Source organism: Catenulispora acidiphila DSM 44928, from assembly GCF_000024025.1.
Taxonomy (GTDB): Bacteria; Actinomycetota; Actinomycetes; order Streptomycetales; family Catenulisporaceae; genus Catenulispora; species Catenulispora acidiphila.
Map to the genome: position 1 here is coordinate 6216378 of NC_013131.1, position 26901 is coordinate 6243278.

Consider the following 26901-nt stretch of genomic DNA (forward strand, 5'->3'; position numbering starts at 1 on the left):
GCTGAGAGACGGCTGAGATCAGACCGTGAGGAGTGTGAGGAAGCGCCTACCCGCACTGCTCTTGCCATTACTACTCGCAGCTACTTGCACTGCGCGAGCATCGCGGACTTGTCGGCGGACGTCACAGGGAACTGATACTTGATCGCCACCTGCGCGAAGCGGACCGAATAGGAGCAGCCGATCGCTTTCAGAGGCGGCATCCAGGCAGCGGGCCCAGAATCGCCCTTGGCTTCGTTGTCGGAACCATCGACCGCCAGCAGCTCCAGCGGGTCGTTGGCCAGCTGCTCGCGCCGCGCCGCCGTCCAACCGGAGGACCCCATCTGCCAGCTGTAGGCCAGGGGTATGACGTGGTCGATCTGAATGGCGGTGGCGTTCTTCTTGGTGAACTGGATGCTCTGGCCGGTATAGGGATTGGCGAGTGTCATCGCCTCCACGACACAGTGCGCCGCCTTACCCTTGGCCTGGTCCTGGATGTTCTGCCCGTCGCGCTCCAGAACATCGTCCCGCGTATCGCAACCGTTGCCGGCGAAGGGATCGCCGGTCGCACCATCAGTCCACGCCTGACCGAACTTATCGCGCGTATAGCCAGACAACGAGGCGGGGTTGCGAGTCCCGACGCGCCCGATCAGGTCCCGCGCCGCGCCGAGGTCCGCAGCAGAGGTAATCGGCGCAAGACCCGCCTTGGTGCCATCAGGATCGGTGAGCGGACTGACAGCATGACCGTCAGAGGACACGGGCCCCGAGGTGTTCTTCCCGCCAGCGCCACCACTGCCACCAGAAGACGCCCCCGACGAAGCACCCGCATCATCCACCGGCTTGCACCCGGCAAGCAGCGCCGCACTCACCGCGAGCGCGACAACGGGCAGCATGCGGCGAGATCCGGCTCCCGCGAAGGCCTTGGAACGTATTCGGTGCACCATGATTCACTCTCCCCTAAGGCTTCTGTGACGCCCCGTGTGCCCCGACTCCGGCGTCCGACACGCCCCTATTCGGATGCCGACCAGGTGAGTCGCCCCACAGCTTGATCGAATTCCGTGATCGCCTGGTGCGTGGTGAACCCAGCTACGGCTTGGACACTCAGATCGATCGACAGCCATCGCACATCGTTCGGGACCGCGACCACGTACTCGACCCGCTGAGGGGATGGAGACACGTCGGTTCCGTCCTCGATATCGGGACCCGCGAAGCTGTGGTCTATCCGAACGGCAACGGATCCCGCGATCAAGCCGGTACGCGCGCCGGCGTTGTTCCGGGCCACGTGTGCGATTACCTCGATCGGATCCGGCACTGTCGCTGCCGGGATCACGACCTCTGCGACAAGGACAGCAGCGCCTGGCAGCGCCGCCGCATGAGGCTTCGGCGCCGGCACCAGCAGCTCGATTCCACGCCTGGAGCGGGCTGCGGTGATCTGGGCTGCGAACTGGCCGTTGAACAGGGTCCTGCCCTGCTCGGCGGCGTCGGCTGGGATCCCGTCGAACAGCACGTCCAAGAAGGCGTTGACGTCCGCCTCCGCATGTTCGTCCAAGCGGATGCGGTACCAGTCTTCGCCGAATTCGAGACAGTACGTAATCGGTTGGCGCTCAGGGGTTACGGAAGCCATAGGCGTCTTTGTACACTCGTCCACCGTCACGCGTCGAGATCAGTGGGGGGCGCGTCCGTGACCAACAGGGGGCTTAGATAGTGGTGCGTCCAAGCGGGTGGGACGTGTTGGGTTTGGACGGGGATCCAACGCCAGGGGTGGTGGAGGCGGTCCAGGCCCTGGCAAAGGAATTCGGGGACTTCGCCCACGACGTCGAGCACTCGTGGTCGTCCCTGAACTCGTTCGGTGGCGACGCCACAGCACTGTCCTGGGTCGGGCAGACCGCCGAGGCATTCAAAGCCAGCTTCGGGCCCCTCCCCGGCCGTCTGCAGAAGCTGTACATCTCCTACAGCGAGGCCTCCGACGCCCTCGCGGCGTACTGGCCCAAGCTGCAAGCGGCACAAAACAATGCCGACTCCGCGCTGCGCCAGGGCCTGGACGCCCAAGCCGACCTCACACGCGCCACCGGCACAGCCGCCAACGCCGCCGCCGATCTGAAAACCGCCCAAGCCGGCACCGATCCAAAGTCCACCGCCGACGCCCAAACCAGCCACGACAACGCCCAAAAGGCACTCTCACAAGCCAAAGACCGCCTGGCCGCGCTCACCGCCCAAGCCCACCAAGCCCACAACGACCTCCAAACAGCTGCCAAAGACTGCGCCAAAGCACTGCACCACAGCCAATCCGACGGCATCCACAACAAACACTGGTGGCAACACGTCGGCCAGACCCTCTCCGACATCGGCGGCAAAATCGCCCAATGGTCCGGCGAGATCGGCCAAATCGCCGTGGTCCTCGCGCCAGTCCTCAACGGCATCGCCATCCTCACCGTCGAAGTCCCCGGACTGGACGTCGTCACCGCGAGCCTCGCCGGCGCCGACGACCTCATCGCCGAGACCGCACCCGAAGTCACCGCCGCGGGACTGGCGATCAAAGCCACCGGCGACGGACTCCAAGGCCACTGGAACGACCTCGCCCACGACGCGGTCTACCTCGGCGCCTCCCGCATAGGAGGCAAAGGCGGCAGTGAAGGCGAAGACGGGGTTCCGCCGGGAGCCATGGCTGCCCAAGACGAGAGCAGTGCCGCGGAGGCTGCCGCCCCTGATCCGATTCCGCGCGGACCTGGCGGCGGTTGGAATACGAACGGCCGCGACCCGAGTGAGCTCGTCCCGCCGTACGCACGCCAGCGTCCTTGGACGCCCGCCGCCCCGGGCCAAGGCGCCGAGGACGGTGTCGAGTGGATATGGAAGGAACGCGACGCGAACGGCGACGAGATCGGCCCGACGATCCGTCTCCGTGTCCACAGTGCGGACCCGACGGCGCCGGCAGGCTCGAACGCCGCGAACGGCCCGATCTACCGCATCCAGCACGGCGCCAAATATCAGGATGCCGACGGCAACCTGCATCCCCAGGGAATCCACAACAAGGACAGCCCGAACTACGACGAGGATGCGATCAACGACACTCATATACCCTGGCCGTTGATTCTCAAGCTGCCCTGGTGATCCTAGGAGGAATGTGATGCCGGCTGACCCGGAGCGCCTCGCCAGTCAGCTCGCCCTGTTGCGCAGCGCGGACGCCGACGAGCGCATCGACGCGGCGGAGCAGCTCGCCGGCTGGTGGCGTCATCTCGATCGCGATCAGGTGGCGTCGGCGGCTCGCAGCCTCGCGGCAGCCGTCGTGACCGAGTCGGACAAGGCAGCGAGCGAAGCCGAGCTTCACGCGCTTGTCGAACTCGATAACGCGGGCTCGTACACCCGCGACGACGTTGTCGTGCTGTCGGGACGCAGCAGGAGTTCTCTCCATCCCGACGATCTGGAGTACGCGGAAATCCTTGAGGAGAAGTTCGGCTCGTTGTTCGCAAGCTGACAGGCCGCCCCGGCTGTATCGGCGTCGGACCCGCTCCGGGCGGACCCACAAACGCGAAGCCCAGTAGGCTGAAGGCGTGCACTGCGTACTGGAGAACCACCTGCGGCCCGTCCGCCGAGCGGTGTTCGAACGAGGCGAAAGGCCAGGTCGATGATCGAATTCGACGGCAATATGCCCGATTTGGTAGATCCTGTGGCGATATGTGCATTCGAGGGGTGGAACGACGCCGGGGAGGCTGCGTCCAACGCGGTGAAGCACCTGGCGGAGGCCTATGCCGGTGCGGGGCGGATGTTCGCGGCGCTGGACGGCGAGGACTATTACGACTACCAGGTGCACCGGCCGATGGTCGCCGCGGTGGACGACCGGCGGCAGGTGATCTGGCCCACGACGCGCTTCTCGGTGGTGCGGGCGCCGGCGCGGCTGCTGCCCGGCGACGCGCACGAGGAGCCGCGGGACCTGGTGCTGGTGCACGGCGTGGAGCCGAACATGCGCTGGCGCTCGTTCTGCGAGGAGGTGCTCGGGCTGGCGCGGGATCTGGGCGTCGGGCAGATCATCACGCTCGGCGCGTACCTCGCCGACGTGCCCCACACCCGGCCGACGCCGGTGACCGGCACCAGCTCGGACGAGGCGTACCAGGCGCTGTTCGACGTGGAGCCGCCCACGTACGAGGGACCGGTGGGGATCACCGGAGTCTTCCAGGAGGCCTGCCACCACGCGGGCATCCCGCTGATGTCGTTCTGGGCCGCGGTGCCGCACTACGTGGCGCACCCGCCGGTGCCGAAGGCGACGCTGGCACTGCTGCGGCGGCTGGAGGACGTGCTGGACCTGTCGGTGCCGACGAAGCGGCTCGCCGAGGAGGCGCAGTCGTGGGAGGCCGGGGTCGACGAGCTGGCCGAGAACGACGCCGAAGTCGGCGAGTACGTCCGGACGCTGGAAGAGCAGCGGGACAACGAGGACGCCGCGGACTCGCCGGAGGCCAGCGGCGAGGCGATCGCGCGGGAGTTCGAGCGGTACCTGCGACGGCAGGAGCGGCGACGGGGGTCGTCGGAGGAAGGCTAGAGGTAGGAACAGGACGAAAAACGCTGCGGCTGTCTCGAAATCTTGCGAGACAGCCGCAGCGTTGCGTATGCGTGCGCCTTCCTCAGAGCCCTGCGACGATGCGCAGCGCCTCGTCGACCGACGCCGCCGGGTCCGGGACCGGGTAGAGCACGCCGCGGATGGTGCGCGCCGCGTCCACGATCAGGGTCGCGCGCTTGAGGCGGTCGGCGCCGGCGGCGCGGAACGTGGGCAGGCGAAGCGCGGCGGCGAGCTGGAGTGCCTGGTCGGAGAGCAGCGGGAACGGCAGGCTCTCCAGCTCGGCGAAGCGCGCCAGCTGCTCGGGGCGCTGCGTGCAGACGCCGACCACGGCGGCATCGGCGGCGGCGAACTCGGGCAGGCGGTCGCGGAAGGTGCGGGCCTCCAGGGTGCACCCCGGGCCGCCGGGCACGTCGGACCAGCCGGGCGCCAGGCCGGGATCGACGGCCGGCGAGCCGGGGAACGTGTACAGGACCGTCCACTTGGCGCCGGCGGAGACCGGGTCGGTCGGCGCACGGTCAGCGTCCGGAAGCGTCAGGGCGGGGAGGCCGGTACCGACCAGCGCGTGCACCCGACGGGCCTCGGCCGAGGCGGGCTCGGAGGTGGCGGTGAGGGTGCCATCGCCCATGACGTGCTGCGCGCCCCAGTTCTGCAACGCGATCAGCACCGGCAACAGCCCGCGCCCGGCATCGGTGAGGTGGTACTCGAAGCGCGCCGGACGATCAGAGTACTGACGCCGCTCCAGCACCCCGCGGTCGACCAGCATCGCCAACCGCTCGGTCAGCACCTTGCGGCTGACCCCCAGCTCCGCGGCCAGCTCCGAGAACCGCGTGACACCCCCGGCCACATCCCGCACGACCAGCAGCGTCCACCAGTCCCCCACGACATCCAGCGCCTGCGCAATGGAGCAGTCGGTATCGCCGATGCGGGTGTACTTCACGGAGTCAGTATAGTCGGTTCACAATGGGAACTGACTCGGGAGGGACACCTTTGATGAGGAAGAATGCGGCCACTGGGGCTGCGGCAGTGCCAGACAACGGATCGACCGCGCCGCCACCCCGGTCAGTCGCCACCGCAGCGCTGCCACAGACCACGCCCACCGAACTGCCGCTGACCGCAGCATTGCCGCCGCAGACGGCACCAATCGCGCCGCCGCAGACGGCACCAATCGCGCTGCCGCAGACCCCTACTGCTCACCCCGCCAAAGCAGCGCCGCCGCAGACCGCACCAGCCGCACCGCCACCGCCGCGCGCAACATCGCCAGCGCACACCGCACCGACCGCGCCGCCGCAGACCGCACCGACCGCGCTGTCGCAGGCCACTACTGCCCAGCCCGCCAAAGCAGCGCCGCCGCAGACCGCACCAGCCGCACCGCCACCGCCGCGCGCAACATCGCCAGCGCACACCGCACCAGCCGCGCCGCCGCAGACCGCACCGACCGCGCTGTCGCAGGCCACTACTGCCCAGCCCTCCAAAGCAGCGCCGCCGCAGACCGCACCCGCCGCACCGCCACCGCCGCGCGCAACATCGCCAGCGCACACCGCACCGACCGCGCCGCCGCAGCCCAGCGCCGCCCAACCTTCCACCACCGCCGAACCCCCCACCGCCGCGCCACCCACCACCCCCACCCGCTCCTGGTTCTGGCGCTACTTCGCCGGCTCCACCGTCAGTCGCGTCGGCACCGCCGTGACCACCGTTGCGCTCCCGCTGACCGCGCTGGCGGCGGCGCATGCGACGAGTTTCGAGGTCGGGGTGGTCACTGCTGCCGGGTATGCGGCTTGGGCTGTGGTGGGGTTGCCGGCGGGGGTGGTGGTGGGGCGGTTGCCGTTGCGGGGGACGCAGATCGCTATGGATTTGGTGCGGGCTGGGGCTTTGGTGTCTGTGCCGGTGGCTTGGTGGTTCGGGTCGGTGACGGTGGCTCAGTTGGTGGTGGTCGCTTTGGTGGTGGGGGTGGCGTCGGTGGTGTTCGATGTCGGGAATGCCACGATGCTGCCGTTCTTGGTCGGCAAGGAGGAGCTGACTGCTCGCAACAGCCTTACGTCGGGGGCTGAGGCGGTGACCACGTTGGCGGGGCCGTCGGTGGGTGGGGCGTTGGTGCAGGCGGTCGGCGGGGCGGTGGCGATCGTGGTGGATGTTGTCAGCTACCTGGTGTCGGCGTTCTTGGTGCGGAATGTGCCGCGGCCGCCCCGTTCGTCACAGTCGCCGCAGGTCGGCGCGGGTTCGGCGAAGGGCAGTATTCGGGCGTCGATTCGGGAGGGGTGGCACTTCCTCATCCGCGAGCCGGTGCAGCGGGCGAATCTGTGGATCGCGACGTCGATGAACTTCGTCTGTGGCGCGTTGTTGGCGCTCACGCCGCTGTTCCTGGTGCGGACGCTGGGATTGAGCGCGGCGTGGGTGGGCGCGACGATGGCGACCGAGGGGGTGGGGAGCTTGCTGGGGGCGTCGCTCACGCCGCGGCTGACCCGGCGTATCGGCACTGGGCGGGCGCTGCTCGCCGTGTCGCTGATGCTCCCGCTCAGTTTCGCGCCGATGCCGTTGGCGGGGCGCGGGTGGGCTGCGGGGGTGTTCGCGCTGGGCAATGCGGCGTTCGCCGGGATGGTCGTCGTCGCGAGCATCGTGGCGCGCACCTATCGCCAGATCGCGACGCCGACCGAGTTGCTGCCGCGGGTGATGGCGACGGTGCGCGTCGTCTCCTGGGGGGTGATCCCGATCGGCGCGCTGGCCGCCGGGAGTGTCGCGTCCTGGTACGGCCCGCGCGCCGCGCTGTGGTGCACCGCCGTGGCCACGCTCGCCGTGCCGACGCTGGTGCTGACCAGTCCGATCCGCACGCGGCGGGAGATGTCCGAGAGCCCGGAATCCCTTACAGCGCCACGCCCAGCAGCGCGTCCGTGATCCGGCTGATCTGTCCCGGTGCCGCCGTGTTCCGCTGTGCCGAAGCCGCGGCGGTGTCGTCGCCGTCGGCGGCCTCCTGCCGGGCCACCCAGGCGTCGATCACCGCGAGCGCCCCCGGCGCGTCGAGGTCGTCGGCGATCCGCGCGCGCACCGCGTCCAGCACGTCGTCCGCCGGGACGCCGTCGGGCCGGGACACCGCCGCACGCCAGCGCGCCAGGCGGGCCACGGCGCTCACCAGGTCGGCGTCGGTCCACTCCCAGTCGGTGCGGTAGTGGTGCGCCAGCAGTGCCAGGCGGATCGCCATGGGGTCGACGCCGGCGTGGCGGAGCTTGGAGACCAGGACCAGGTTGCCCTTGGACTTCGACATCTTCTCGCCATCCAGGCCGACCATGCCGGAGTGCACGTAGCTGTGCGCGTAGGGCCGCTGCCCGGTGACCACCTGCGCCTCGGAGGCGCCCATCTCGTGGTGCGGGAAGGCCAGGTCGCTGCCGCCGCCCTGCAGGTCGATGCCCATGCCCAGGTGCTCCAGGGCGATCGCGGCGCACTCGATGTGCCAGCCGGGGCGGCCGGGCTTCAGACCCGCGGCGCGCGCCTGCTCGCCGGGCTCCCAGGACGGCTCGCCCTCGCGTTCGGCCTGCCAGAGCAGGCAGTCCAGCGGGTCCTTCTTGCCGGGGCGGCCCGGGTCGCCGCCGCGCTCGCCGAAGGTGGTGAGCATCTCGGGGGCGTCCAGGTGCGCGACGGCGCCGAAGGCGGGGTCGGCGTGCACCGAGAAGTAGACGTCGCCGTCCACGTCGTAGGCGGCGCCGCGCTCCAGCAGCTTCACGACCAGGTCCACGACCAGCGGGATCGACTCCACGGCGCCGACGTAGTGCTGCGGCGGCAGGATGCGCAGGGCGGTCATGTCCTCGCGGAACAGAGCGGTCTCGGACTCCGCGAGCGCCTCCCAGTCCCGGCCGGTGGCCGCGGCGCGCTCCAGCAGCGGGTCGTCGACGTCGGTGACGTTCTGCACGTAGGACACCGGGTGTCCGGCGTCCAGCCAGGCGCGCTGGATCAGGTCGAACGTCAGGTAGGTGTTGGCGTGTCCCATGTGGGTCGCGTCGTAGGGCGTGATGCCGCACACGTAGATGCGGGCCGCCTCGCCGGGGGCCGCCGCGGGCGTGGGCACCAGGCCCTGCGCCGCGGTGTCGTGGAGCCGGACGGCGGAGCCGTGGCCGGGCAGTTCGGGGACCTCGGGGGCGGGCCATGCGTGCATGCGGATGATCCTATCGGGATCGGCGCGGACCGTGCCGGTGCGGGTTGGCAGGCGCGGCACAACCGCTGCCTGGGGCATCAGGGGAAACAGAGTGGGGACGGGGGTTTGTTCCGGGAGCGGCGGGCGCCCGGGCGGCGGACGCGGGGTGTCTCAGCCGACGGTCCCGCGTGTCCACGTAGTGAGCAGCGGCCGGTATCCGCAGCGGTGCCAGAAGGGTCCCGACAGCGGGTTCGCGGCCGTGTAGTGCAGCAGGACCGCGCCGTGTCCTTCGGCGTCCAGCTCGGCGTGCACGTGCCGCGCCAGCGCCCTGCCGACCCCGCCGCCCCGCTCCCCCGCGCTCACGGCTCCGCAGTTCAGGTAGGCGACGGGCCGCTCGGCGCGGATGGTGTTCGCGGCCCACCCGGCGTGTTCCGGCGGCTGCACGACCATCAGTCCGACGGCCTCGCCGTCCCGCTCGGCGATCCAGGCCCGCTTCTCCTCGCCGCCGACGGCTTCGGCGACCTCGTCGGCCAGCCGCGCCGGGGTGGAGGGACGGATCGCGAGGTAGCCGAACCGCGCGTCCCAGTGCAGCTGCTCCAGCCACAGGCGCGTGACCGTGGCGGTGTCCTCGGGCCCGGCGTGCCGGATCACGACACCACCGGCGTCAGCGGCATCAGCCGCGGCAGGAGAAGCCGCAGCAGCCGCGCCGTCGCCGGCCGACGGCGGAGCAAGCCGCACCGCGAAGATCGACTGCTGCGCGAAGCCGCGCTCGACCAGCGCCCGCGACATCTCGGTGTCCCGCGAGGGCCAGGTGATCGTGGCGATGCTGTCCGGACCGGGCCGGAACGCGTCCTGCGCCGCCCACAGATCCAGCAGCTCGGCGAACGCCCTCGGCCCGTCGACCTGCGGCAGCAGCCTGCTCTCATGAGCGGCGAAGAAGGTGTACCCCCAGGACTCCGGATCGGCCGCGCTGTTCCGCATCAGCGCCGCACCGCCCGGACAACTCAGTTCGGTGTCCGTCTCCAGGGGATCGGGAAGCGGCTGCGCGGCAGCCAGCAACGGATCGACAGTCTCTCGTCGCGCCTGATGCGCCGCAAGCAATTCCGGACTCTGTTTCACCGACGCCTCCCGATTCACCGCAGATCGAAGTCGCCGCGCATGCTAGTACTCGCCGCTGACAGAGTCTTCAGCTACTTCGGCGCCCTCGGAGAAATCCGGCTAGGAAACCGGCCTGGAAACCGACCCGGAAACCACCCTAGAACGGCGGCCACGGCACCGGCCGCCGCCGCCCCTCAGGTCCCGGTATCCGGTCGGTGTCCAGCAGCTCCTTGATCCGCTCCCGGGTCGCCGCGACCTCCCCGGCGTGCAGCAGCCCGCCGAGGCGCCCGCGGAGCTCGCCGGAGGCGATGTCGCGGTCCAGCCGCTCCAGCACCTCGCGGACCTCGGCGCCCAGCGGCTCGCTGCTGAAGCCCCACAGCAGGGTCCGCAGTTTGTCCTCGACGTTGAAGGTCAGTCCGTGGTCGATGCCGTAGACGTGGTCCGGCTCGGTGATCCCGACCAGCAGGTGGCCGCCCTTGCGGTCGGCGTTGTTCACCACCGCGTCGAACGCCGCGATGCGCCGCAGCCGCTCGTCGGCCTTGTGCGCCAGCACCGCCGGGCGGCCGTCGCCGAGTTCCACCGCCAGGACCGGGCGCCACTGCGCCGCGGTCTGGTCGGCGGGGTCGTCGTCGAAGTCCTCCGGGAGCAGCGCGAGCAGGTCGTGGTCGTCCTCGTCGGGGGTGTCGATCCACAGCTGGCACATGCCCGGTCCCCACGGGCCCTCGCGCATCACCGTCGGCGGGACGATGCGCCAGCCCGTGGCCTGCGACAGCTCGTAGGCGGCCACTTCGCGGGAGGCCAGCGTGCCGTTGGGGAAGTCCCACAGCGGACGCTCGCCGGCCACCGGCTTGTGCACGCAGTTCAGGGTCACGCCGTCCAGCGCCACGGTGCCGTACAAGGTGGCGTTGGAGGCGTTGGTGATCCGGCCGGTGATGGTCAGCTCACCGGCCGTCAGGACCTGTCGGACCTCGGCCGGATCGAGATCCTGCTCGGCTGCCGCGTCCGCTCCGGGGGTGCTCAAGCGGCGCGCCGCCGGTAGCCGTTGGAGCGCGGGCAGACGTGGCCCTCGGGGTCCAGGGGCAGCGAGCAGAACGGGCACGGCGGGCGCCCGGCCGACACGACCGCCTTGGCCCGGGAGGTGAACGCCCGCGCCTGCGCGCCGGTGAGCCGGACCACCATGGTCGGCGGGCCGTCGGCCTCCATGTCGCCCAGCGGCGGCTCGCCCTCGCCCTCCATCGGCGCCATCGCCTCGATGACCACCCGCTGGGTCTCGCCGTCCCAGGCCAGGGCCAGGGCCGCGACCCGGAACTCCTCGAAGACCGGCTGCTCCAGCGGCTTGTCGTCGGAGAGCTCCAGCGGCGCGATCGCCGGGACCGGGGCGGCGCCGCCGGAGCGGCGCACCACCTCGTCCAGCAGGTCGTCCAGCCGTTCGGCCAGCGCCTCGACCTGCTCCTTCTCCAGCGCCACCGAGGTGATCCGGCCGCCGGAGGCCGCCTGCAGGTAGAAGGTGCGGTGCCCGGGGAGTCCGACGGTGCCGGCGACGAACCGTTCCGGGGGGTCGTAGACGAAGAGTTCCCGTGACACCGTGTTTCCTCCTACAAGCTTCGCGCTCAAGCCCTCGCGTGGGCCCCGCAATCAAGCCTATGCGTTCATGCGTTGTCGGCGCCCGCGCCGCCGCCCACTGCGGCGTCTGCGTCCGCTGAGGGCGAACGCTCCGGAGCCGGCTTGTACGGAGCCGGGTCGCCGCCGACGTCGTTCAGGCGCACAACGAAAGGCCGCAGCTCGGTGTAGCGCACAGCCGTCACCGAGCAGGGATCGGCGGTGATCCGCTGGAACTGGTCCAGGTGCAGCCCGAGCGCGTCGGCGGCCAGCGCCTTGATGACGTCGCCGTGCGAGAACAGCGCCCACACCGCCTCCGGTCCGTGTTCCGCGGCTATCAGGGTGTTCCATTCCCTGACCGCGGCGACCGCACGCGCGGACATGTCGGCGAGCGACTCGCCCTCGGGCCCGGGGAAGCGCGCGGCGGAGGGATGCGCCTGCACCACCCGCCACAGCGGCTCCTGCGCCAGCTCGGAGAGCGGACGGCCGGTCCAGTCGCCGTAGCGGCACTCGCCGATCCGCTCGTCGAGGTGCACCGGCACGCCCTCGCGGCCGGCCAGCACGATGTCGGAGGTCTGCCGGCAGCGCTCCAGCGGAGAGCTCACCACGGCCGCCAGCGGCACCTCGGCCAGCCGCTTGGCCAGCTCGCCCGCCTGCTGCTCGCCGCGCTCGTCCAGGCGCACACCCTTGGTCCAGCCGGCCAGGATGCCCGAGCTGTTGGCGGTGGTGCGGCCGTGGCGGATCAGAAGTACCAGGGTCACAGCCCTCACCCTACGACCCCGGCGCGCTGGGCGGCGGATCGGGACCGCGGGCCGGGACGGGACTGGCATCGGATTCAGAGTCGGATTCAGAATCGGGTGCATCGGGATCAGGTACGGGATCGCGACCGAAATTGGGCTGCTCCCCGCCGCCTGCGGGATAATCGCCCGCATGATCGTCGACTGTGCGACCTACCAGAACGGCCGCCGCGTGGCCGCGCCCGAGGACCTGTCCGACGCGCTCGCGCAGGCCCGGAGCTGCGGAGACCCCTCAGCGTTCCTGTGGCTGGGGCTCTTCGAGCCGGAGCCGGACGAGTTCGACCTGGTGGCGCGCGAGTTCGGACTGCACCCGCTGGCGGTGGAGGACGCGGTCAGCGCGCATCAGCGACCCAAGATGGAGCACTACAAGGGCTCGACGTTCCTGGTGTTCAAGACGCTGCTGGAAGCCGATCCGCACCATCCGCTCCAACTCGGCGAGATCTCGGTGTTCCTCGGCGAGAACTTCGTCATCACGGTCCGCCACGGCTCGGCCAATCCGCTCTCCGGCGTGCGGCACCGCGTCGAAGGCGATCCCGGTCTGCTGGAGCACGGACCGAGCACGGTGCTGTACGCGGTCGCCGACAGCATCGTGGACACCTACACCACCTACGCGCAGCTGATGCAGGACTCGATCGACCAGCTGGAGACCGAGGTCTTCTCCCCCGTCCGCGGCGACTACGGCGGGCCGATCTACTCGCTCAAGCGCAACGCGATCGTCTTCGCGCGCGCCGTGATGCCGCTGGTGATGCCGACGAAGGCACTGGTCGCCGGGGAGGAGGACCGGGTCGCCAAGGAGTCCCAGCCCTACTTCCGGGACGTCGCCGACCACGTGCTGCGCGCCACCGACGCCGCGCGGGAGTGGAACGAGCTGCTGGACCACATGCTGGATTCGGACCGCTCGCGGGTCTCGGTGCAGCAGAACGACGACATGCGGCGGATCTCGGCGTGGGCGGCGATCCTGGCGGTGCCGACGGCGATCGCCGGGATCTACGGGATGAACTTCGACGACATGCCCGAGCTGCACTACCACTACTCGTACTACATCGTGCTCGGGGTCATGGCGACGTCGTGCGTGGTGCTGTACGTGCTGTTGAAGCGGGCGAAGTGGCTGTGACGGTCGGCGGGGCGCCGGCGCTGCCCGGCGACCTGGAGCTGACGCGGTTTCCGCAGGACCCGCAGGAGCAGCTGCGGGCATGGGACGCGGCCGATGAGTACCTGCTGCGGCATCTCGGCGAGGGCGCGGCGCCGACGGGACGGGTCGTGGTGTTCGGCGACCGCTGGGGCGCGATCACGACCTCGCTGGCGGCGGCCGGAGCTCAAGTAACTCAGATCTCTGACTCCTTCCTCGGACAGCGGGCGACCGCCGAGAACCTTGCCCGGAACGGGAAATCGCGCTCGGACGTGACGCTGGCGACGACGGTCGAGAACGTCGAGAACGTCGCCGCAGCGATCGACGTGCTCCTGGTGCGCGTGCCGAAATCGCTGGCGCTGCTGGAGGATCAGCTGGCGCGGTTGCAGCCGTTCGTCGGCGCGGGGACCCGGATCGTCGCCGCCGGGATGGTCACCGAGATCCACACCTCGACGCTCCAGGCCTTCGAGCGGATCCTCGGTCCGACGCGGACCTCGTTGGCGGTGCGCAAGGCGCGGTTGATCTTCTGCGAGCCGGACGTGGAGATGGCGCGTCCGGAGAACCCGTGGCCGCTGACGTATCGGCTCCCCGAGGGCATCGGCGTCGCGAGCGGGCATCCGGTGGTGAACCACGCCGGGACGTTCTCCGCCGACCATCTGGACATCGGGACGCGGTTCTTCCTCCCGCACCTGCCGAGCCTCGCGACCGGATCCGGCGCGGGCCGGATCGTCGATCTGGGATGCGGCAACGGCGTGGTCGGACTGGCTGCCGCGTTGGCGAATCCGAGTGCGGCACTGGCTTTCGTCGACGAGTCCCACCAAGCCGTCGCCTCGGCGCGCGCCACCTTCGAGGCGACGTTCGCACCCGGCACGCGCGAGGCGGAGTTCCGCGCCGCCGACGGCATGGCGGGCTTCGAGCCGGGCAGCGTCGATCTGGTGCTGAACAACCCGCCTTTCCACAGCCACCAAGCCACCACCGACGCGACCGCGTGGCGGATGTTCACCGGCGCGCGGACGGCTTTGCGGCGCGACGGGGAATTGTGGGTCGTGGGCAACCGGCACCTGGGTTATCACGCGAAATTGAAGAGGTTGTTCGGGAATTGCGATGTGATGGCCAGCAACCCGAAGTTCGTGGTGCTGCGGGCAGTGCGGCGCTAGCGGCGGTCCGCTAGGTTTGCAGCGTATGACTCGGCTTTTCGCGTACCCCGGCTACGCCCGATTCTGGAGCGCGGACACGGTGTCCACGTTCGGGACTTATGTCGCGACCGTGGCGTTGCCGACGCTGGCGGTGATCGTCCTCAAGGCCAGCGACACCCAGGTCGGGCTGCTCAACGGCGCGCGCTGGACGCCGTATCTGCTGTTCGGGCTGCTGGCCGGCGTGGTGGCGGACCGCTATCGGCGCCGGCCGATCCTGGTCGCGACCGATCTCGTGCGCGGGGTGCTGCTGGCGGTGGTCGCCGTGCTCGCCGCGGTGCACATCGTGAACATCTACGAACTCGCCGGGTTCGTCTTCGTCTTCGGCATCCTGTCGCTGCTCTACGACGCGGCGCACCAGTCCTACCTGCCGCGCCTGGTCCCGCCGGCGAGTCTGACGGTCGCCAACGCGCGCCTGGAGCAGACCACGGCGCTGGCGCAGACGACCGGGCCGTTCATCGGCGGCGCGCTGGTGGCGGCGATCGGGGCGCCGCTGGCGATGATGATCGACGCGGCGTCGTATCTGGTTTCCGGGCTGACGCTGGCGACGATCCGCGTTCCGGAGCCCGTGCCGCATGCCGAGTCGCGGAATCTGAAGGCGGAGATGCGCGAAGGACTGCGCTTCGTCTACCGCGACCCGGTGATGCGCGCCTACGCGCTGACGCTGCACGCGCGGTTCCTGTTCGCGAGCGTCATCGGGACGGTCTTCACGCTGTTCGTGCTGCGCGATCTGGGCGCCGGGTCGCCGCGGGCGGCGTTCGGGCTGGGGCTGGTGCTGGCCGCCGGCGGGGTCGGGGCGGTGATCGGCAACGGGATGGCGCAGCGGTTGGGGCGCGGGGGCGTCGGGCGCGTGATGGTCGCCGAGCGGTTGGCCGAGCCGGTCGCGTGGTCGGTGGCGGCGCTCGCGGTGAGCGGCGCCGCGGGGTGGGCGATGGTGGCCGGGGCGCAGTTCTTGGCGTGGCTGGCGCTCGGGGCGAGCGGGCCGAACGAGATGGCGTATCGGCAGTCGGCGACGCCGGACCGGTTGCAGGGACGCGTGAACGCCACGGTCCGGTCGCTGAATTGGGGCATGATCACCTTCGGCGCGCCGGTCGGCGGGCTGCTGGCGCAGCATCTCGGGTATCGGCCGGCGCTGTGGGCCGGGGTCGCGGGAATGGCGGCTTCCGGAGTCGTCGCCGCGCTGTCGCCGATGCGCCGTGCGCGCGTCACGGAAACGCCGGAGGACCCGGAAAAACCTGAAATCCTTGCAGACCCTGTAAACCCCGAAGACCCGGAACCTCAGGAAGGAACTGGCGAAAACACCGCCAAGGGCGTCGGCGTTTAGCACCTGCCGCGTCCCCGTTTTTATCGGTTCTCTTGACCGTGCAAACTCCGGCAGGAATTGTGAGCGGCATGGTCGGCATATCAGAGAACAGCATCAGCGGGACGGGGACTGTGCCGTTCCGCGACGGACACACCTGGTACCGCGTGTTCGGCGAGCTGTCCGCAGCCGGTCCCTCGCCGCTGCTCCTGCTGCACGGCGGGCCCGGCGCGGTGCACGACGCGCTGCTGCCGCTGGCGGACCTGTTCTCGCACGAGCGGCCCGTGGTGCTGTACGACCAGGTCGGCTGTGGCAACTCCACGCGCCGGCCGGAGTGGCCGGCGCAGGCGTGGACTCTCGAGCTGCATCTGGAGGAGCTGGACGCGCTGGTCGCACACCTAGGGCTGACGCGGTTCCACCTGCTCGGGCACTCCTGGGGCGGGTTCCTGGCGAGCGAGTACGCGCTCGTCCACCCCGAGCACGTCGCCTCGCTGACCCTGTTCAGCACCGCGGCCTCCAGCGAGCTGATGATGGCCTCGATCATCGGGCGGTACACCGCGATCGCCGAGCAGGGCCGGTCCCCGGCGGAGTTCGTGACGCGGCACATCTGCCGCGTGCCGATGCCCGAGCCGCTCGCGTACACGTTCGCGCAGCTCGCCGAGCACCCGGAGGTGAACGCGGCGATGATCGGCAGCGACGAGGCCACCGGGGAGCTGACCGGGACGCTGCGCGATTGGAGCGTGATCGGGCGGCTGCCCGCGATCGGCGCCCCGACGCTGGTCCTCGGCGGGGAGTTCGACGAGCTGGACGCCGCGGCGCGCCAGCCGTTCCTGGACGGGATTCCGGACGTCCGGGGGCACGAGTTCACCGACGCGAGCCATGTGGCCTACATCGAGCGGCCCGAGGCGGTGCGGGTCGTGCTCGGGGTTTTCCTGACCGAGCACGACCTGGAGTGAGCCGCCGCTTTTTTCTGACGGCGAACGGCGAACGGCGAACGGCGGCCGTTGCTGCCGTCAGCCTTCAGTCGACCAGCACCAGCTCTTCGGCCTCGGCGATGATCTCCTCCGGCGTCGGCGGCGTCAGCAGCAGCTCGGCGATGCGGGCGTGGCCGGGGTCGCCGGAGGCCACGCTCGCGGCGACCGATTCGCGCACGTCGTAGCGGGTGGTCCGGAGCTGGACGTCCGGTCCGAGCAGGGCCCAGTGCGCCACGCCGGGCTCGTCGCGGTGGTAGGGCAGGCCGACGCTGCCGGGGTTGATGCTGCGCCGGGTGCCCACGAAGCGGTCGAACTGCAGGTGGGTGTGGCCGGTGACCAGCACGTCCTCCTCGATGCCGGCGGTCATCTCGGCGAAGCGCAGCGCCGGCGTGCCGGGCGTCACCGCCTCGTTGTCGCTGCGCGGGGAACCGTGGCAGAAGCGGACCGGGCCCAGACCCGGGACGTCCACGACGATGCTGAACGGGAACGAGCCGACGAAGGCCAGCGAGCCGGTGCCGTGGTGCGCCGGGACCCACTCCTGGCGCGGGGTGGCCGGGGCGGAGGCGCCGATGGTGATCTGCCGGACGTAGCGCTCGCTGTTGCCGCGCACGCACACCGCGCGCCGGCCGAGCGCCTGGACGATGGCCACCGTCCCGTCGGGGTCGACGCCCCAGGTCAGGTCGCCGTTGAAGACGATGAGACCGGCGGCGGCGACGTCGGGCTCGGCGAGCACGGCGCGCAGCGCCGGGACGTTGGCGTGCACGTCGGACAGCACCGCCACCCGGTCCACCGGCCCGTAACGCTTGGCCTGGCCTTCCCACAAAGCGGGACCGTGGAATTCAGAGGACATCAAGGGCCTCCCCGGGACGGCGAATCAGCTGTTACCGGGATTCAAGCCTAATCGCGGTCCTGATGCTGAGCCAGAAGTGACCGAGCGCTGAGACCGGCGGCGTCGATCTTGCTGATCAGCGCGGTGAAGGAGGCGATCTCCGCACCGGCCCAATCGTCCTCGCGGTCATAGGCGCTGTTGCTGTGCCAGTCCTCGGCGCGCAGCATCAGCGGCGTCATCCCGACCGCCGCCGCGCCGCTCAACTCGCGCGAGCCGCCGTCGCCGACGTAGAGGCAGTCGGCGGGCGCCACCCCGAGGCGCTCGGCGACGAGGCGGAAGAAGGCGGGATTCGGTTTCTTCAGACCCTCGACGCAGGAGAAGACCGCGGTGTCGAAGAAGCCGGAGACCGCGAGCTGCGGCCAGGCGACGGGGAGCTCGGGCGTGCAGTCGCTCAGCAGCCCGACGCGATAGCCGCGCGCTTTGAGAGCTTGGAGCGCGCCGAGGACGTCCTCGCGGAAGACGAACAGCTCGTTCTGCGCCTTCACGCGCGCCTCGCACGCCTCGGCCAGGGCGCCCTCGCTGGGGTCGACGCCGCAGCGCCGGGCCAGGGCGCGGAAGGTCTCGGGCAGATCGCCGAGGGCGCCGGTCGCGCGCTCGACGAAGCTCGCGGTCAGCGTCTCGCGCCACAGGGCCGGCTCCAGGCCGAGGGGAGCGGCGCTGGCCGCGGCGGCTTGGAACCAGACCTCGTCGGGGGCGCTGGTGGTGAGGGTACCGAAGAAGTCGATGACGACGGCGGTGAAGGCTGGAGCTTGAACTGGCGCGGGAGTCGAAGCGGGAACCGGCGCGGGGACAGCGGGCGGTGCGGGGGTCATCTGCGGAGTGTACGGCGGGCTAGGGCAACGGCTAGGGCAAGGCCACGGCTTGGCGCGCGCCCTTGCCGAATCCCTAAGGCAGGAAAGGCCTCTGCCGCCACGGCGCGTCCGCCGGCCGCAGATCGTCCAGCGCGTTCGTGCTGATCGCCGTGGTCAGGGCGAGCACGCCGGCGACGGTGAGCGGGTTGTGCAGCTCGCCGGCCAGGATCAGCCTGGTCACCTCGGCGCGGTCGGCCCAGACCGCAGCCATGTCGGCTTCCTCGTGTTCGCGGGCGTACTGCTCGCCGTCGGCCTCCCGGACGCCGCGCGCCAGGTAGACGCGGATCGCCTCGTCGGAGCCGCCGGGGGTGGTGAACAGGTCGACCAGGACGCGCCAGTCGTCGGCCTGCTGGTGCGTCTCCTCGTAGAGCTCGCGCTTGGCGGCCTCGAGGGGGTTCTCGCCGGGGTGGTCCAGCAGGCCCGCGGGGAGCTCCCACAGGCGCCAGCCGACCGGATGCCGGTACTGGCGGACCAGCAGCACGCGGTCCGCCTCGTCCAGGGCCACCACGCCGACCGCGCCGGGGTGCACGACGTAGTCGCGCTCGGCAACCTTGCCGTCGACCATCTTCACGGTGTCGGTGCGGATCGAGATCACGTGCCCGCGGAACTTCTCCTCCGAGGCCAGCACAGGCCACTTCTCGGGTACGTCGCGGATCTCCATCACGCTCCTGGGGGATGTCTGGTCAGCGGACAACGATGATCAGAGCCTATCGTGGCGGCTCCGTCCGGGCCCTGGGGACCGGGTGATCCCCGACGGCGCGCGGTAGCGGACCGGAAACCAAAGCGCCCCGGCGTGAAGCCGGGGCGCAGAGTCCTGCTTGCTCATCTGCTCTCGGATCAGGCTCCGGCTGCCGCCTCGGCCAGCGCCTCTCCGGCGGCGATCGCGGCGGCGTCGGCGGCCACGCCCTTCGAGCGCTCCACGGCCGCGGCGATCAGGCCGGCGAACAGCGGGTGCGGGCGGGTCGGACGCGAGCGCAGTTCGGGGTGCGCCTGCGTGCCGACCAGGAAGGGGTGCGTCTCGCGCGGGAGCTCGACGAACTCCACCAGGCGGCCGTCCGGCGAGGTGCCGGAGAAGACCAGGCCGGCCTCCTCCAGGCGCGGGCGGTAGGCGTTGTTCACCTCGTAGCGGTGGCGGTGGCGCTCCTCGATGTACGGGGCGCCGTCGTACAGGTCGCGCACGATGGTGCCCTCGGCGAGCTTGGCCGGGTACAGGCCCAGGCGCATGGTGCCGCCCAGGTCGCCCTGGCCGGCCACGATGTCGCGCTGGTCGGCCATGGTGGAGATGACCGGGTCCGGGGTCGCCTCGTCGAACTCCGCGGAGTTGGCGGCGGCGATCCCGGCCAGGTGGCGCGCGCCCTCGATCACGATGCACTGCAGGCCCAGGCACAGGCCGAGCAGCGGGATCTTGTTCTCGCGGGCGTACTTGACCGTGTTGACCTTGCCCTCGATACCGCGCACGCCGAAGCCGCCGGGCACGCAGATCCCGTCCACGCCGGTCAGGTGCTTGGCCGCGCCCTCGTCGGTCGCGCACTCGTCGGAGGGGACCCAGCGGATGTTCACCCGCGCGGAGTTGGCGAAGCCGCCGGCCCGCAGCGCCTCGGTCACCGACAGGTAGGCGTCCGGCAGGTCGATGTACTTGCCGACCAGGGCGACGGTGAGGTCGTGGTCCGGCTCGTGCACCCGGCGCAGCAGATCGTCCCACTGCGTCCAGTCCACGTCCCGGAAGGGCAGGTTCAGCCGGCGCACCACGTAGGCGTCCAGGCCCTCGGTGTGCAGGACCTTGGGGATGTCGTAGATCGACGGCGCGTCCACGGCCGCGGCCACGGCCTCCTCGTCCACGTCGCACATCAGCGAGATCTTGCGCTTGATGGCCTGGCTGATCGGCCGGTCGGCGCGGCAGACGATGGCGTCCGGCTGGATGCCGATGCTGCGCAGCGAGGCCACCGAGTGCTGGGTCGGCTTGGTCTTCATCTCCCCCGACGGGCCGATGTAGGGGACCAGGGAGACGTGCAGGAAGAACACGTTCTCCCGGCCGACCTCGTGCCGGAGCTGGCGCGCGGCCTCCAGGAACGGCAGCGACTCGATGTCGCCGACGGTCCCGCCGACCTCGGTGATCACGATGTCCACGTCGTCGCCGCCCATGCGCCGGATCCGGGACTTGATCTCGTTGGTGATGTGCGGGATCACCTGGACGGTGTCGCCGAGGTACTCCCCGCGCCGCTCCTTGGCGATCACCGCGGAGTACACCTGGCCGGTGGTGACGTTCGCCGAGCCGTGCAGGTCGGTGTCCAGGAACCGCTCGTAGTGCCCGACGTCCAGGTCGGTCTCGGCGCCGTCGTCGGTGACGAACACCTCGCCGTGCTGGAACGGGTTCATCGTCCCGGGGTCGACGTTCAGGTAGGGGTCGAGCTTCTGCATGGTGACCCGCAGGCCGCGGGCCTTGAGCAGGGCGCCCAGCGAGGAGGCGGTGAGGCCCTTGCCCAGCGAGGAGGCGACGCCCCCGGTTACGAACAGGTGTTTCGTCTGATGTGCCAAAGGGGGGCTCCCGCGGATCGCTGCTGAAAGTGCTCAAGAGGGCGCCGCTCTGCCCGGAGGAGAGCGGTGGGCGATGGGGTGCCGGAGGGGGCGTCGTCCGTGTCGGGGCGGCGGAGCCGGCACCTGTCATCCACGGGAGACCAGGATATCAGCAGTTGCCGGGCTCGGGGCTCATGGGTCGATCATGCGCGGACGGGTGTCGGCAACATCCCGTTCATGATCGGTTCGGCGGCTTTTCGGCATACGCGGCCAACACCGCGGCCAGTTCCTCCTGCGGGCCCGGCCACAGGGCGTCCCAGTCCGGCATGGCGGCCCTGGAAGCGCTGGCGGCGTCCATGAGCGCCCGGGACAGCGCCTCGGGATCGCCGGGCGGGATCAGGGGCAGATAGCCCGCTGTGACCTCTGCGACGCCGCCCACATCGGTGGCGATGACGTGCGGGACGCCGGCGCGCAGCGCTTCCTGGAGCGCCAGCGGTCGGGCCTCCCAGGTACTGCACATCACGAACACGTCGGCGGCGCGGAGCAAGTCGGCGATGTCGGCGCGGTGGCCGAGCAGGACGACGGGGAGTTCGTGGGCGTCGATGGTCGCTTGGAGCGCTGCGCGTTCGCGTCCTTCGCCGGCGATGGCTACCGACGGGATGTGCGCGGGACCCAGGCGGTTCTTGAGGATGATCAAGGCGTTGAGAAGGGTGGCGTAGTCCTTTTGCGGTGCGAGGCGGCCGACGGCGAGGACTAGGCGGCGGGGGTCGGCGGCATCTGCGGTGGCAGTGGCTAGACCGAGCGCGTTTCGGAGTTCGGTGCGCACCTGCGACGTGGGAAGCGTCGGCGCCGGGAGGGCCGGCGCCACGACCGGGCCGAAGCGCGCGTTCTTCGCGCCGTTGCCGGTCACCGCCTCGACCAGGTCGTGGGAGGCGGCCAGAACGGCGTCGGCGCGCTGGGCGATCAGCCGCATCAGCATTTCGCCGGCGCGGTTGGAGGGCGCGTTGTGCAGGGTCACCACGGTGCGCTTGCGGGTCGCCAGGCACGCCGCGGCGCCGGCGCGCAGACCGTGGGCGTGGACGACGTCGACGTGGGCCTGGCGGGCGGCGTGGCGGATCGCCGGTATCGCGCCGGTGCCGGTGGCGACGAGGGTGCGGACGTCGTGGCCGGCCTCGCGCAGGGCGCGGGTGAGGCTGTCGACGTGCACGCCGATGCCGCCGGTGCTCTCGGGGCGGACCAGCAGGATCCTCATGGCGGGCGGGTTCGGGTCCGGGGTCCGGTTTGGGTTCCGGTTTGGGTTCCGGTTCGGGTTCCGGTTCGGGTTCGTCGCGGTCATCACGGGGCCCTGCGTTCGCGCCGGTTCCGGTTCCGGTTCCGGTTTTCGATGGGAGCGCGCAGCCATTTGCCGCAGTCGGTGTCCGGGAGCAGGCGCTTGGCAGCCGTGATCGCCGTGAAGGCGAACAGCGCGATGGTCAGCAGCGCGGTCGTCGCGCCGATGAGCATCGCGCGCAGCGGGCCGGTGGCGCCGGGCAGCCCGGCGAGCACCATCCCGACCGGCGCGGCGACGGCCGCCGCGAGCGCCGCGACGAGCCCGGCGCGGCCGACGCCGACCAGCGCGTCCCGGCCGATGCCGCGGTGCACGGCGGTGAGCAGCAGGGCGCCGGCCACGGACATGCCCAGGGCGTTGCCCAGGCCGAGCGCGATGACCGCTTTCTCGCCGGGGAGCAGGGAGACCAGCGTCAGGTCGGCGGCCAGGACGGTGAACCAGCCGGCGCAGACGGCGGTCGCGGCGGCGCGTCCGCGTCCGGCGGCGTACAGGGCACGGCTCAGGTGGGCCAGCAGGCCGTAGCCGATCAGGCCGGGGGCGAAGGCGATCAAGCCCTGGCCCATCATCTCCACGGTCACGCTGCCGCCGGTGCCGTGGCGCGCGGTCAGGAACAGCCGGGCCGTCGGCCACGCGGCGGCAGCCAGCACCGAGGCGCCGGCGGCGGAGAAGATCACCACCGCCTGGGTCGTCGCCGCGACGCCGTGCGCGTAACCGGGGCGGTCCCCGGCGGCCCACTTCGCGGACAGGTCGGTGAAGGCGCTGGTCGCGACCGGGACCGCGAGGACGGCGTAGGGCAGGGAGTAGACGGCCCAGACCAGGTTGAAGACGGTGAGGGTGCCGGTCGAGGCGTGCCCGGCGTTGGAGAGCAGGACGATGGTCAGGACCGCGAGCTGCTGCGCGATCAGGGTCGCGACACCCGCCACGCCCAGCGAGCGAGCCTTGCGCGCGACGCCCTCGGGAAAGCGGAAGGTCGGGCGCAGCGCGAGCTTGGCGCGGCGGACCGCCGGCAAGAGCGACAGGACCAGGATGAGCACGCCCGCGGACGTACCGAGCGCGAGGACGAGCTCAGGGGCGTGGCGCAGACCGCGCAGGTGCGCGCCGCGGCCGCGGTCGAGGAAGGCGAACGCCGTGTAGGAGGCGATGACGACCAGGCTGGACAGCAACGGCGCGAGCGCCGGCGCCAGGAAACGGCGGTCGGCTTGCAGGGTCGCGCCGAGGACGACGGCGGCGCCGTAAAGCGGTATCTGCGGCAGGAAGAAGATCAGGAAGCGGCTGATCTGGTGGGTGTAATCGGCGCCATGGCCACTCCCGAGGATCTGACCCATCGGCCCGGCCAACGCGACACCGGTAGCCGACAACGGGATGAGGATCGCCAGCGTCCAGGTCAGCAACGCCGAGACGATGTGCGAGGCGCGGGCACGATCAGCGGGCCCGTCGCCACCACCGGTCAGCGGCCCGGCCAGCAGCGGAACGGCGACGCCGGCCAGGGCGCCCCCGGCAGTGATCTCGAAGACGATGTTCGGAAGCTGATTCGCGGAGTTGTACGCGTCGGCCAGCGATCCGGCACCCACGGTGTGCGAGAAGACGAGCCAACGACCGAAGCCCACGACGCGCGAGGCGACCGTGGCTATGGCGATGAGGACGGCGGCGCCGAGGAGGGTGGAGGCGCTGCGGGGGCGGCGGGGTCCGGGCTGGGGGTGAGGGTGGAGGTGGGGCTGGAGGTGGGGGGTCGCGGGGGCGTCGGTGGGGGCGGGGTGGTCGGCTTGCGCCGGCAGCCTGGTCGAATCGGTCGGACTCGTCGAGTCGGTCGGGCTGGTCACCGTCAGCGACTGCTGGAAGGGCACGGTGGTCCGGGCACCGGCCTTCGCACCTGCCTTTGGCTCGACCACCCCGGCTTCGTCGTGCTCGATCTGGCCGTGGTCAGCGTGGCCGTGCTCGATGTGGAGGTCTGCCATGTCAGCTGTCGCCCTGCTGCGGGAGGCGGCCCCACTCGTCGAGGGTGCGCAGCGGCGGCGTGGCGGCGATGACCTTGGTGAAGCTGACCTTCTCGCTGGCGGCGGTGAGCGCGACGAGCCCGGCGGCCAGTGCGATGAGGCCGGGGCGCGTGGCGCGTGCGGCGGCAGCGACACCGAGGGCGGCACCGAGGGCGTTGGCACCGCAGTCGCCGAGCATCGCGTTCTCGCCGAGGTCTTCGGGCAGCAGCGCCGCGGCAGCACCCAGCGCCGCCGATGTGAGGAGTCCGCTCCGCGATCCGCCTCCGCCACCCAGCGCCTGCCGCAGCACGTTGCCACCGGCACCGATCAGGGCAGCCTTGGTCGCGCGTCCCGGGCGCAAATCGAAGAGGTTCACCACATTGGCGGCGCCGGCGACCACGAGCCCGGCCAACACACGGTCGAGCGGATCGCGCCGAAGCACGGCACCCGCGACCAACCCGGTCGCACCGATGCCGAGGATCTTGACCGCACCGGTGGTGACCTCGCCGTGGGCCAGAGCACTGAGGTGGCCGCGGAAGCCCTTGGCGGCGCCGCGTTCGGAGAGGTCGTCGTAGAGTCCCACCGCGCCGGCGCCGAGGGCCGCGCCGCAGCCGGCGAGGCGCACCGTGCCGGGCAGTCCCGGGGTCAGCAGGGATGCGGCGGCGATGCCGAGGGCGACCGCGGGACCTTCGAGCAGGGTGACTTCGCGGCCACGATTGTTCTTACGAGTCCACCGCTCGCGCCCGCCGGGAGGCCGCGCGTTCAGCAACCGATACGTGCCACGAGCCACCCCGCCGCCCACCGCACCGGCCACCACGACCCCGCCGACACCGACCACCCGCTCGACGCTACCCGCTCGAAGCACGCCGATCGCCGAGCGACTCGCGCCGGACCGGCCCACACCGCTGAAGACTCCGGCCGCCATTCCCGGCAACCTACCCGCCGCAAGGACGGACCGGGAAGCGCCGACAGGCAAAATCGCGCGGCGGATGTGAGCCACGGTCGACCAGCCACCCGACCAGCCACCCGAGCCGAAAGAGCCCACCGCACTCGACCAACTCGCGCCACCGGACAGCCCGCTCGCCGCGCGCGCCGCCTGCCCTCTGCCACCGGACAGCTTGCTCACTACGCGCATCGGCTGCCCTCCGCCGCCGAACAACCGGCTCACCGCGCGCGCCGCCTGCCCGCCGCCGCCGCCGGACAGCTTGCTCACCGCGTGAACCACCTGCCCCCCGCCCCCGGACAGCCCGCTCACTGCGCGCATCGCTCGCCCCCCGCCGCCGGACAGCTCGCTCACCGCGCGCGCCGCCTGCCCACCGCCGCCGAGCAGCGAGCCCGCTGCACGAACCGCCTGCCCTCGGCCACCGAACAACCCGCTCGCCGCGCGCGCCATCTGCCCGCCGCCGCCCCGTGCCCGAGCACCGTGCGCCGAGTCCGGTCTCGTATCCAGTCTCTTATCCAGTCTCTTATCCAGTCTCTTATCCAGTCTCGTACCCCTACCGGACATCCCCGCCTGCCTGCCCACCTCAGTGCAGATCCGGCAGCGGGCCGTCGGCGGTGCCGGTCAGGCCGTAGTGGCCGGTCTTGCCGCTGGCGGCCTCGGCGAGGGCGAAGACCGTGATGATGCGGCCGGAAGCCTGGTCGGCGGTGTCGGCCGTGGACACGTTCTTCGACACCCAGCTGTCCTTCTGCGCCGCCGCGAGCAGCCCTGGCGACGCCGCTGAGGACGCCGGGCCGGCCAGCACCGCGCCGAGCGAGCGCCCGCCGCCGGTCAGGTCCTTGAGGAAGCCGAGGTATAGCGCGTCCGCCGCGTCGTTCGCCGCCGAGCCGGAGGAGGGTGCCGCCGGTGACATGACCACGACCAGGTCCGCGGAGGAAGTGCTCGCGGACTTCACATCCAGGAATCCGGCGTCGCTGTAGGCCGTCAGCACGTCCTGCGAGGCCTGGTCCGTGATGTGCTGCTCGCCGATGCCGGAGGTGCTGGCCGGTATGCGGTGGACGACCGCGCCGGCGATGTCGGCCAGGGCGATGACCGGGGAGGGGGTCGCGCCGGAGGCCGAGGAGGACGGGCTCGTGAGCTGCTCTCCCCCGCGTTCGTCGGCGGGGAGTTTGGCGCCGGCGGCTGCCAGCTTGCCGGCCTGGCCGGGGTCGAGGAGCGCCGACTTCAGGGTCACCTCGCCGGTCACCACCGCGCCGGACTTGGCGAGGAGGTCGGCCATGGCGTCGCCGCTGGAGCCGTCTGCGCCGGGCAGGATCACGACGGCGACGGAGTGGCCGGCGAGTTTGCCGGCGACGGCGTCCGGGCCGAGGGCGGCGATGAGGCTGTTGCGGTCGCGGACCTGCGCGCTGAGTTCGTTCTGGGTGCCGTGCAGGGCCTGGTTCTGGCTGCGGAGGGAGGCGAGCTGGTTGTTCAGCTCGTCATAGGCCACCTTGCTCAGATAGGAGGAGCCGATGACCAGGCCGACGGTGAGGGCGAGGAAGACCGCGACGATGGAGACGACGTGGTAGCGGAAGTCGATCAAGTGAACAGTCCCCGCAGCCGAATCGTGAGACCTTCTCCCCCGCTGGAAGCAGCGCCGACCCCCGCCGGGCGCGCAGAGGCCGCCACCGGC

Annotated in this window: 24 protein-coding genes and 1 pseudogene; 8 read left to right on the top strand and 17 right to left on the bottom strand. The window is 71.1% G+C overall.

Going from position 1 to position 26901, the window contains the following annotated elements; translation table 11 throughout:
* Positions 1–80: 80 nt before the first annotated feature.
* Both CACI_RS26680 and CACI_RS26685 read right to left on the bottom strand, forming a co-directional pair.
* On the bottom strand, positions 81–869 hold the full coding sequence (locus CACI_RS26680) for an HNH endonuclease family protein (protein ID WP_041540474.1): 789 nt from the start codon (positions 867–869) through the stop codon (positions 81–83).
* Between the two features lie 116 nt (positions 870–985).
* Entirely contained in the window at positions 986–1600 is a 615-nt protein-coding gene (locus tag CACI_RS26685; protein WP_015793981.1) for a hypothetical protein, read from the bottom strand.
* Positions 1601–1713: 113 nt separating this feature from the next.
* On the opposite strand from CACI_RS26685, the gene CACI_RS26690 reads away from it, so the two are divergent.
* The 3 genes from CACI_RS26690 (at position 1714) to CACI_RS26700 (ending at position 4507) form a co-directional block, all read left to right on the top strand.
* Positions 1714–3084, top strand: a complete 1371-nt coding sequence (locus tag CACI_RS26690) for a polymorphic toxin type 30 domain-containing protein (RefSeq protein ID WP_143765406.1) — start codon at positions 1714–1716, stop codon at positions 3082–3084.
* Between the two features lie 16 nt (positions 3085–3100).
* Positions 3101–3448 carry a hypothetical protein gene (locus CACI_RS26695; RefSeq protein ID WP_015793983.1) on the top strand — a complete coding sequence of 116 codons (348 nt, stop codon included), beginning with the start codon at positions 3101–3103 and terminating at the stop codon, positions 3446–3448.
* Between the two features lie 150 nt (positions 3449–3598).
* Positions 3599–4507 carry a PAC2 family protein gene (locus CACI_RS26700; protein WP_015793984.1) on the top strand — a complete coding sequence of 303 codons (909 nt, stop codon included), beginning with the start codon at positions 3599–3601 and terminating at the stop codon, positions 4505–4507.
* Positions 4508–4589: 82 nt separating this feature from the next.
* Here the strand turns inward: CACI_RS26700 and CACI_RS26705 are convergent, their stop codons facing one another.
* On the bottom strand, positions 4590–5462 hold the full coding sequence (locus tag CACI_RS26705) for a winged helix-turn-helix transcriptional regulator (protein WP_015793985.1): 873 nt from the start codon (positions 5460–5462) through the stop codon (positions 4590–4592).
* A 253-nt stretch (positions 5463–5715) separates the two neighbouring features.
* Positions 5716–6150 (bottom strand): hypothetical protein, encoded by a 435-nt coding sequence (locus CACI_RS52805; RefSeq protein WP_223297241.1) that lies wholly within the window; start codon positions 6148–6150, stop codon positions 5716–5718.
* Between the two features lie 25 nt (positions 6151–6175).
* Here CACI_RS52805 and CACI_RS26710 point away from each other — a divergent pair.
* A pseudogene (locus CACI_RS26710) lies at positions 6176–7414 on the top strand (MFS transporter); the annotation flags it as partial.
* Here the strand turns inward: CACI_RS26710 and mshC are convergent.
* From mshC to CACI_RS26735, 5 genes are all read right to left on the bottom strand, one after another.
* The gene (gene mshC, locus CACI_RS26715; protein WP_015793987.1) at positions 7383–8666 is read right to left on the bottom strand and encodes a cysteine--1-D-myo-inosityl 2-amino-2-deoxy-alpha-D-glucopyranoside ligase; all 1284 of its coding nucleotides are present in this window, start codon (positions 8664–8666) and stop codon (positions 7383–7385) included. The pseudogene CACI_RS26710 and the gene mshC overlap by 32 nt on opposite strands.
* A gap of 150 nt (positions 8667–8816) precedes the next feature.
* Positions 8817–9764: a GNAT family N-acetyltransferase gene (locus CACI_RS46100; protein ID WP_015793988.1), complete on the bottom strand. Its 948-nt coding sequence runs from the start codon at positions 9762–9764 to the stop codon at positions 8817–8819.
* A 136-nt stretch (positions 9765–9900) separates the two neighbouring features.
* Positions 9901–10764 carry an SCO1664 family protein gene (locus tag CACI_RS26725; protein WP_015793989.1) on the bottom strand — a complete coding sequence of 288 codons (864 nt, stop codon included), beginning with the start codon at positions 10762–10764 and terminating at the stop codon, positions 9901–9903.
* Positions 10761–11327, bottom strand: a complete 567-nt coding sequence (locus tag CACI_RS26730) for a DUF3090 domain-containing protein (protein WP_015793990.1) — start codon at positions 11325–11327, stop codon at positions 10761–10763. Before CACI_RS26730 ends, CACI_RS26725 begins: the two co-directional genes overlap by 4 nt.
* A gap of 65 nt (positions 11328–11392) precedes the next feature.
* Positions 11393–12103 carry a histidine phosphatase family protein gene (locus CACI_RS26735; RefSeq protein ID WP_015793991.1) on the bottom strand — a complete coding sequence of 237 codons (711 nt, stop codon included), beginning with the start codon at positions 12101–12103 and terminating at the stop codon, positions 11393–11395.
* A 169-nt stretch (positions 12104–12272) separates the two neighbouring features.
* Here CACI_RS26735 and CACI_RS26740 point away from each other — a divergent pair, with 169 nt between their 5' ends.
* From CACI_RS26740 to CACI_RS26755, 4 genes are all read left to right on the top strand, one after another.
* Positions 12273–13253: a magnesium and cobalt transport protein CorA gene (locus CACI_RS26740; protein WP_015793992.1), complete on the top strand. Its 981-nt coding sequence runs from the start codon at positions 12273–12275 to the stop codon at positions 13251–13253.
* Positions 13250–14425, top strand: a complete 1176-nt coding sequence (locus tag CACI_RS26745; protein ID WP_015793993.1) for a methyltransferase — start codon at positions 13250–13252, stop codon at positions 14423–14425. Before CACI_RS26740 ends, CACI_RS26745 begins: the two co-directional genes overlap by 4 nt.
* Before the next feature lie 25 nt (positions 14426–14450).
* Positions 14451–15785 carry an MFS transporter gene (locus tag CACI_RS26750; protein WP_015793994.1) on the top strand — a complete coding sequence of 445 codons (1335 nt, stop codon included), beginning with the start codon at positions 14451–14453 and terminating at the stop codon, positions 15783–15785.
* 68 nt (positions 15786–15853) lie between these two features.
* Positions 15854–16717: an alpha/beta fold hydrolase gene (locus tag CACI_RS26755; RefSeq protein WP_015793995.1), complete on the top strand. Its 864-nt coding sequence runs from the start codon at positions 15854–15856 to the stop codon at positions 16715–16717.
* Positions 16718–16781: 64 nt separating this feature from the next.
* On the opposite strand, the gene CACI_RS26760 is transcribed toward CACI_RS26755, so the two are convergent.
* From CACI_RS26760 to CACI_RS26795, 8 genes are all read right to left on the bottom strand, one after another.
* A complete protein-coding gene (locus tag CACI_RS26760; RefSeq protein WP_063643547.1) occupies positions 16782–17585 on the bottom strand; it encodes a metallophosphoesterase family protein in 804 nt (267 codons plus the stop codon).
* 47 nt (positions 17586–17632) lie between these two features.
* Positions 17633–18436: an HAD family hydrolase gene (locus tag CACI_RS26765; RefSeq protein ID WP_015793997.1), complete on the bottom strand. Its 804-nt coding sequence runs from the start codon at positions 18434–18436 to the stop codon at positions 17633–17635.
* Positions 18437–18509: 73 nt separating this feature from the next.
* Positions 18510–19136 (bottom strand): NUDIX domain-containing protein, encoded by a 627-nt coding sequence (locus tag CACI_RS26770; RefSeq protein WP_015793998.1) that lies wholly within the window; start codon positions 19134–19136, stop codon positions 18510–18512.
* A 176-nt stretch (positions 19137–19312) separates the two neighbouring features.
* Positions 19313–21010, bottom strand: coding sequence for a CTP synthase (locus tag CACI_RS26775; protein WP_015793999.1), 1698 nt, complete (start codon positions 21008–21010; stop codon positions 19313–19315).
* A 214-nt stretch (positions 21011–21224) separates the two neighbouring features.
* Positions 21225–22241, bottom strand: a complete 1017-nt coding sequence (locus CACI_RS26780) for a glycosyltransferase family 4 protein (RefSeq protein WP_063643646.1) — start codon at positions 22239–22241, stop codon at positions 21225–21227.
* Positions 22242–22324: 83 nt separating this feature from the next.
* A complete protein-coding gene (murJ, locus tag CACI_RS26785) occupies positions 22325–24271 on the bottom strand; it encodes a murein biosynthesis integral membrane protein MurJ (RefSeq protein WP_015794001.1) in 1947 nt (648 codons plus the stop codon).
* Position 24272: 1 nt separating this feature from the next.
* Positions 24273–25682, bottom strand: coding sequence for a hypothetical protein (locus CACI_RS52810; RefSeq protein ID WP_015794002.1), 1410 nt, complete (start codon positions 25680–25682; stop codon positions 24273–24275).
* Positions 25683–25815: 133 nt separating this feature from the next.
* Positions 25816–26811 carry a copper transporter gene (locus CACI_RS26795; protein ID WP_015794003.1) on the bottom strand — a complete coding sequence of 332 codons (996 nt, stop codon included), beginning with the start codon at positions 26809–26811 and terminating at the stop codon, positions 25816–25818.
* Positions 26812–26901 lie beyond the last annotated feature (90 nt).

Coding starts and splice junctions, on each gene's coding strand:
- CACI_RS26680 (WP_041540474.1), bottom strand. CDS start 869: ATGCTGCCCGTTGTCGCGCTCGCGGTGAGTGCGGCGCTGCTTGCCGGG.
- CACI_RS26685 (WP_015793981.1), bottom strand. CDS start 1,600: ATGGCTTCCGTAACCCCTGAGCGCCAACCGATTACGTACTGTCTCGAA.
- CACI_RS26695 (WP_015793983.1), top strand. CDS start 3,101: ATGCCGGCTGACCCGGAGCGCCTCGCCAGTCAGCTCGCCCTGTTGCGC.
- CACI_RS26700 (WP_015793984.1), top strand. CDS start 3,599: ATGATCGAATTCGACGGCAATATGCCCGATTTGGTAGATCCTGTGGCG.
- mshC (WP_015793987.1), bottom strand. CDS start 8,666: ATGCACGCATGGCCCGCCCCCGAGGTCCCCGAACTGCCCGGCCACGGC.
- CACI_RS26740 (WP_015793992.1), top strand. CDS start 12,273: ATGATCGTCGACTGTGCGACCTACCAGAACGGCCGCCGCGTGGCCGCG.
- CACI_RS26750 (WP_015793994.1), top strand. CDS start 14,451: ATGACTCGGCTTTTCGCGTACCCCGGCTACGCCCGATTCTGGAGCGCG.
- CACI_RS26755 (WP_015793995.1), top strand. CDS start 15,854: ATGGTCGGCATATCAGAGAACAGCATCAGCGGGACGGGGACTGTGCCG.
- CACI_RS26760 (WP_063643547.1), bottom strand. CDS start 17,585: ATGTCCTCTGAATTCCACGGTCCCGCTTTGTGGGAAGGCCAGGCCAAG.
- CACI_RS26765 (WP_015793997.1), bottom strand. CDS start 18,436: ATGACCCCCGCACCGCCCGCTGTCCCCGCGCCGGTTCCCGCTTCGACT.
- CACI_RS26770 (WP_015793998.1), bottom strand. CDS start 19,136: ATGGAGATCCGCGACGTACCCGAGAAGTGGCCTGTGCTGGCCTCGGAG.
- CACI_RS26780 (WP_063643646.1), bottom strand. CDS start 22,241: ATGAGGATCCTGCTGGTCCGCCCCGAGAGCACCGGCGGCATCGGCGTG.
- murJ (WP_015794001.1), bottom strand. CDS start 24,271: ATGGCAGACCTCCACATCGAGCACGGCCACGCTGACCACGGCCAGATC.
- CACI_RS52810 (WP_015794002.1), bottom strand. CDS start 25,682: ATGGCGCGCGCGGCGAGCGGGTTGTTCGGTGGCCGAGGGCAGGCGGTT.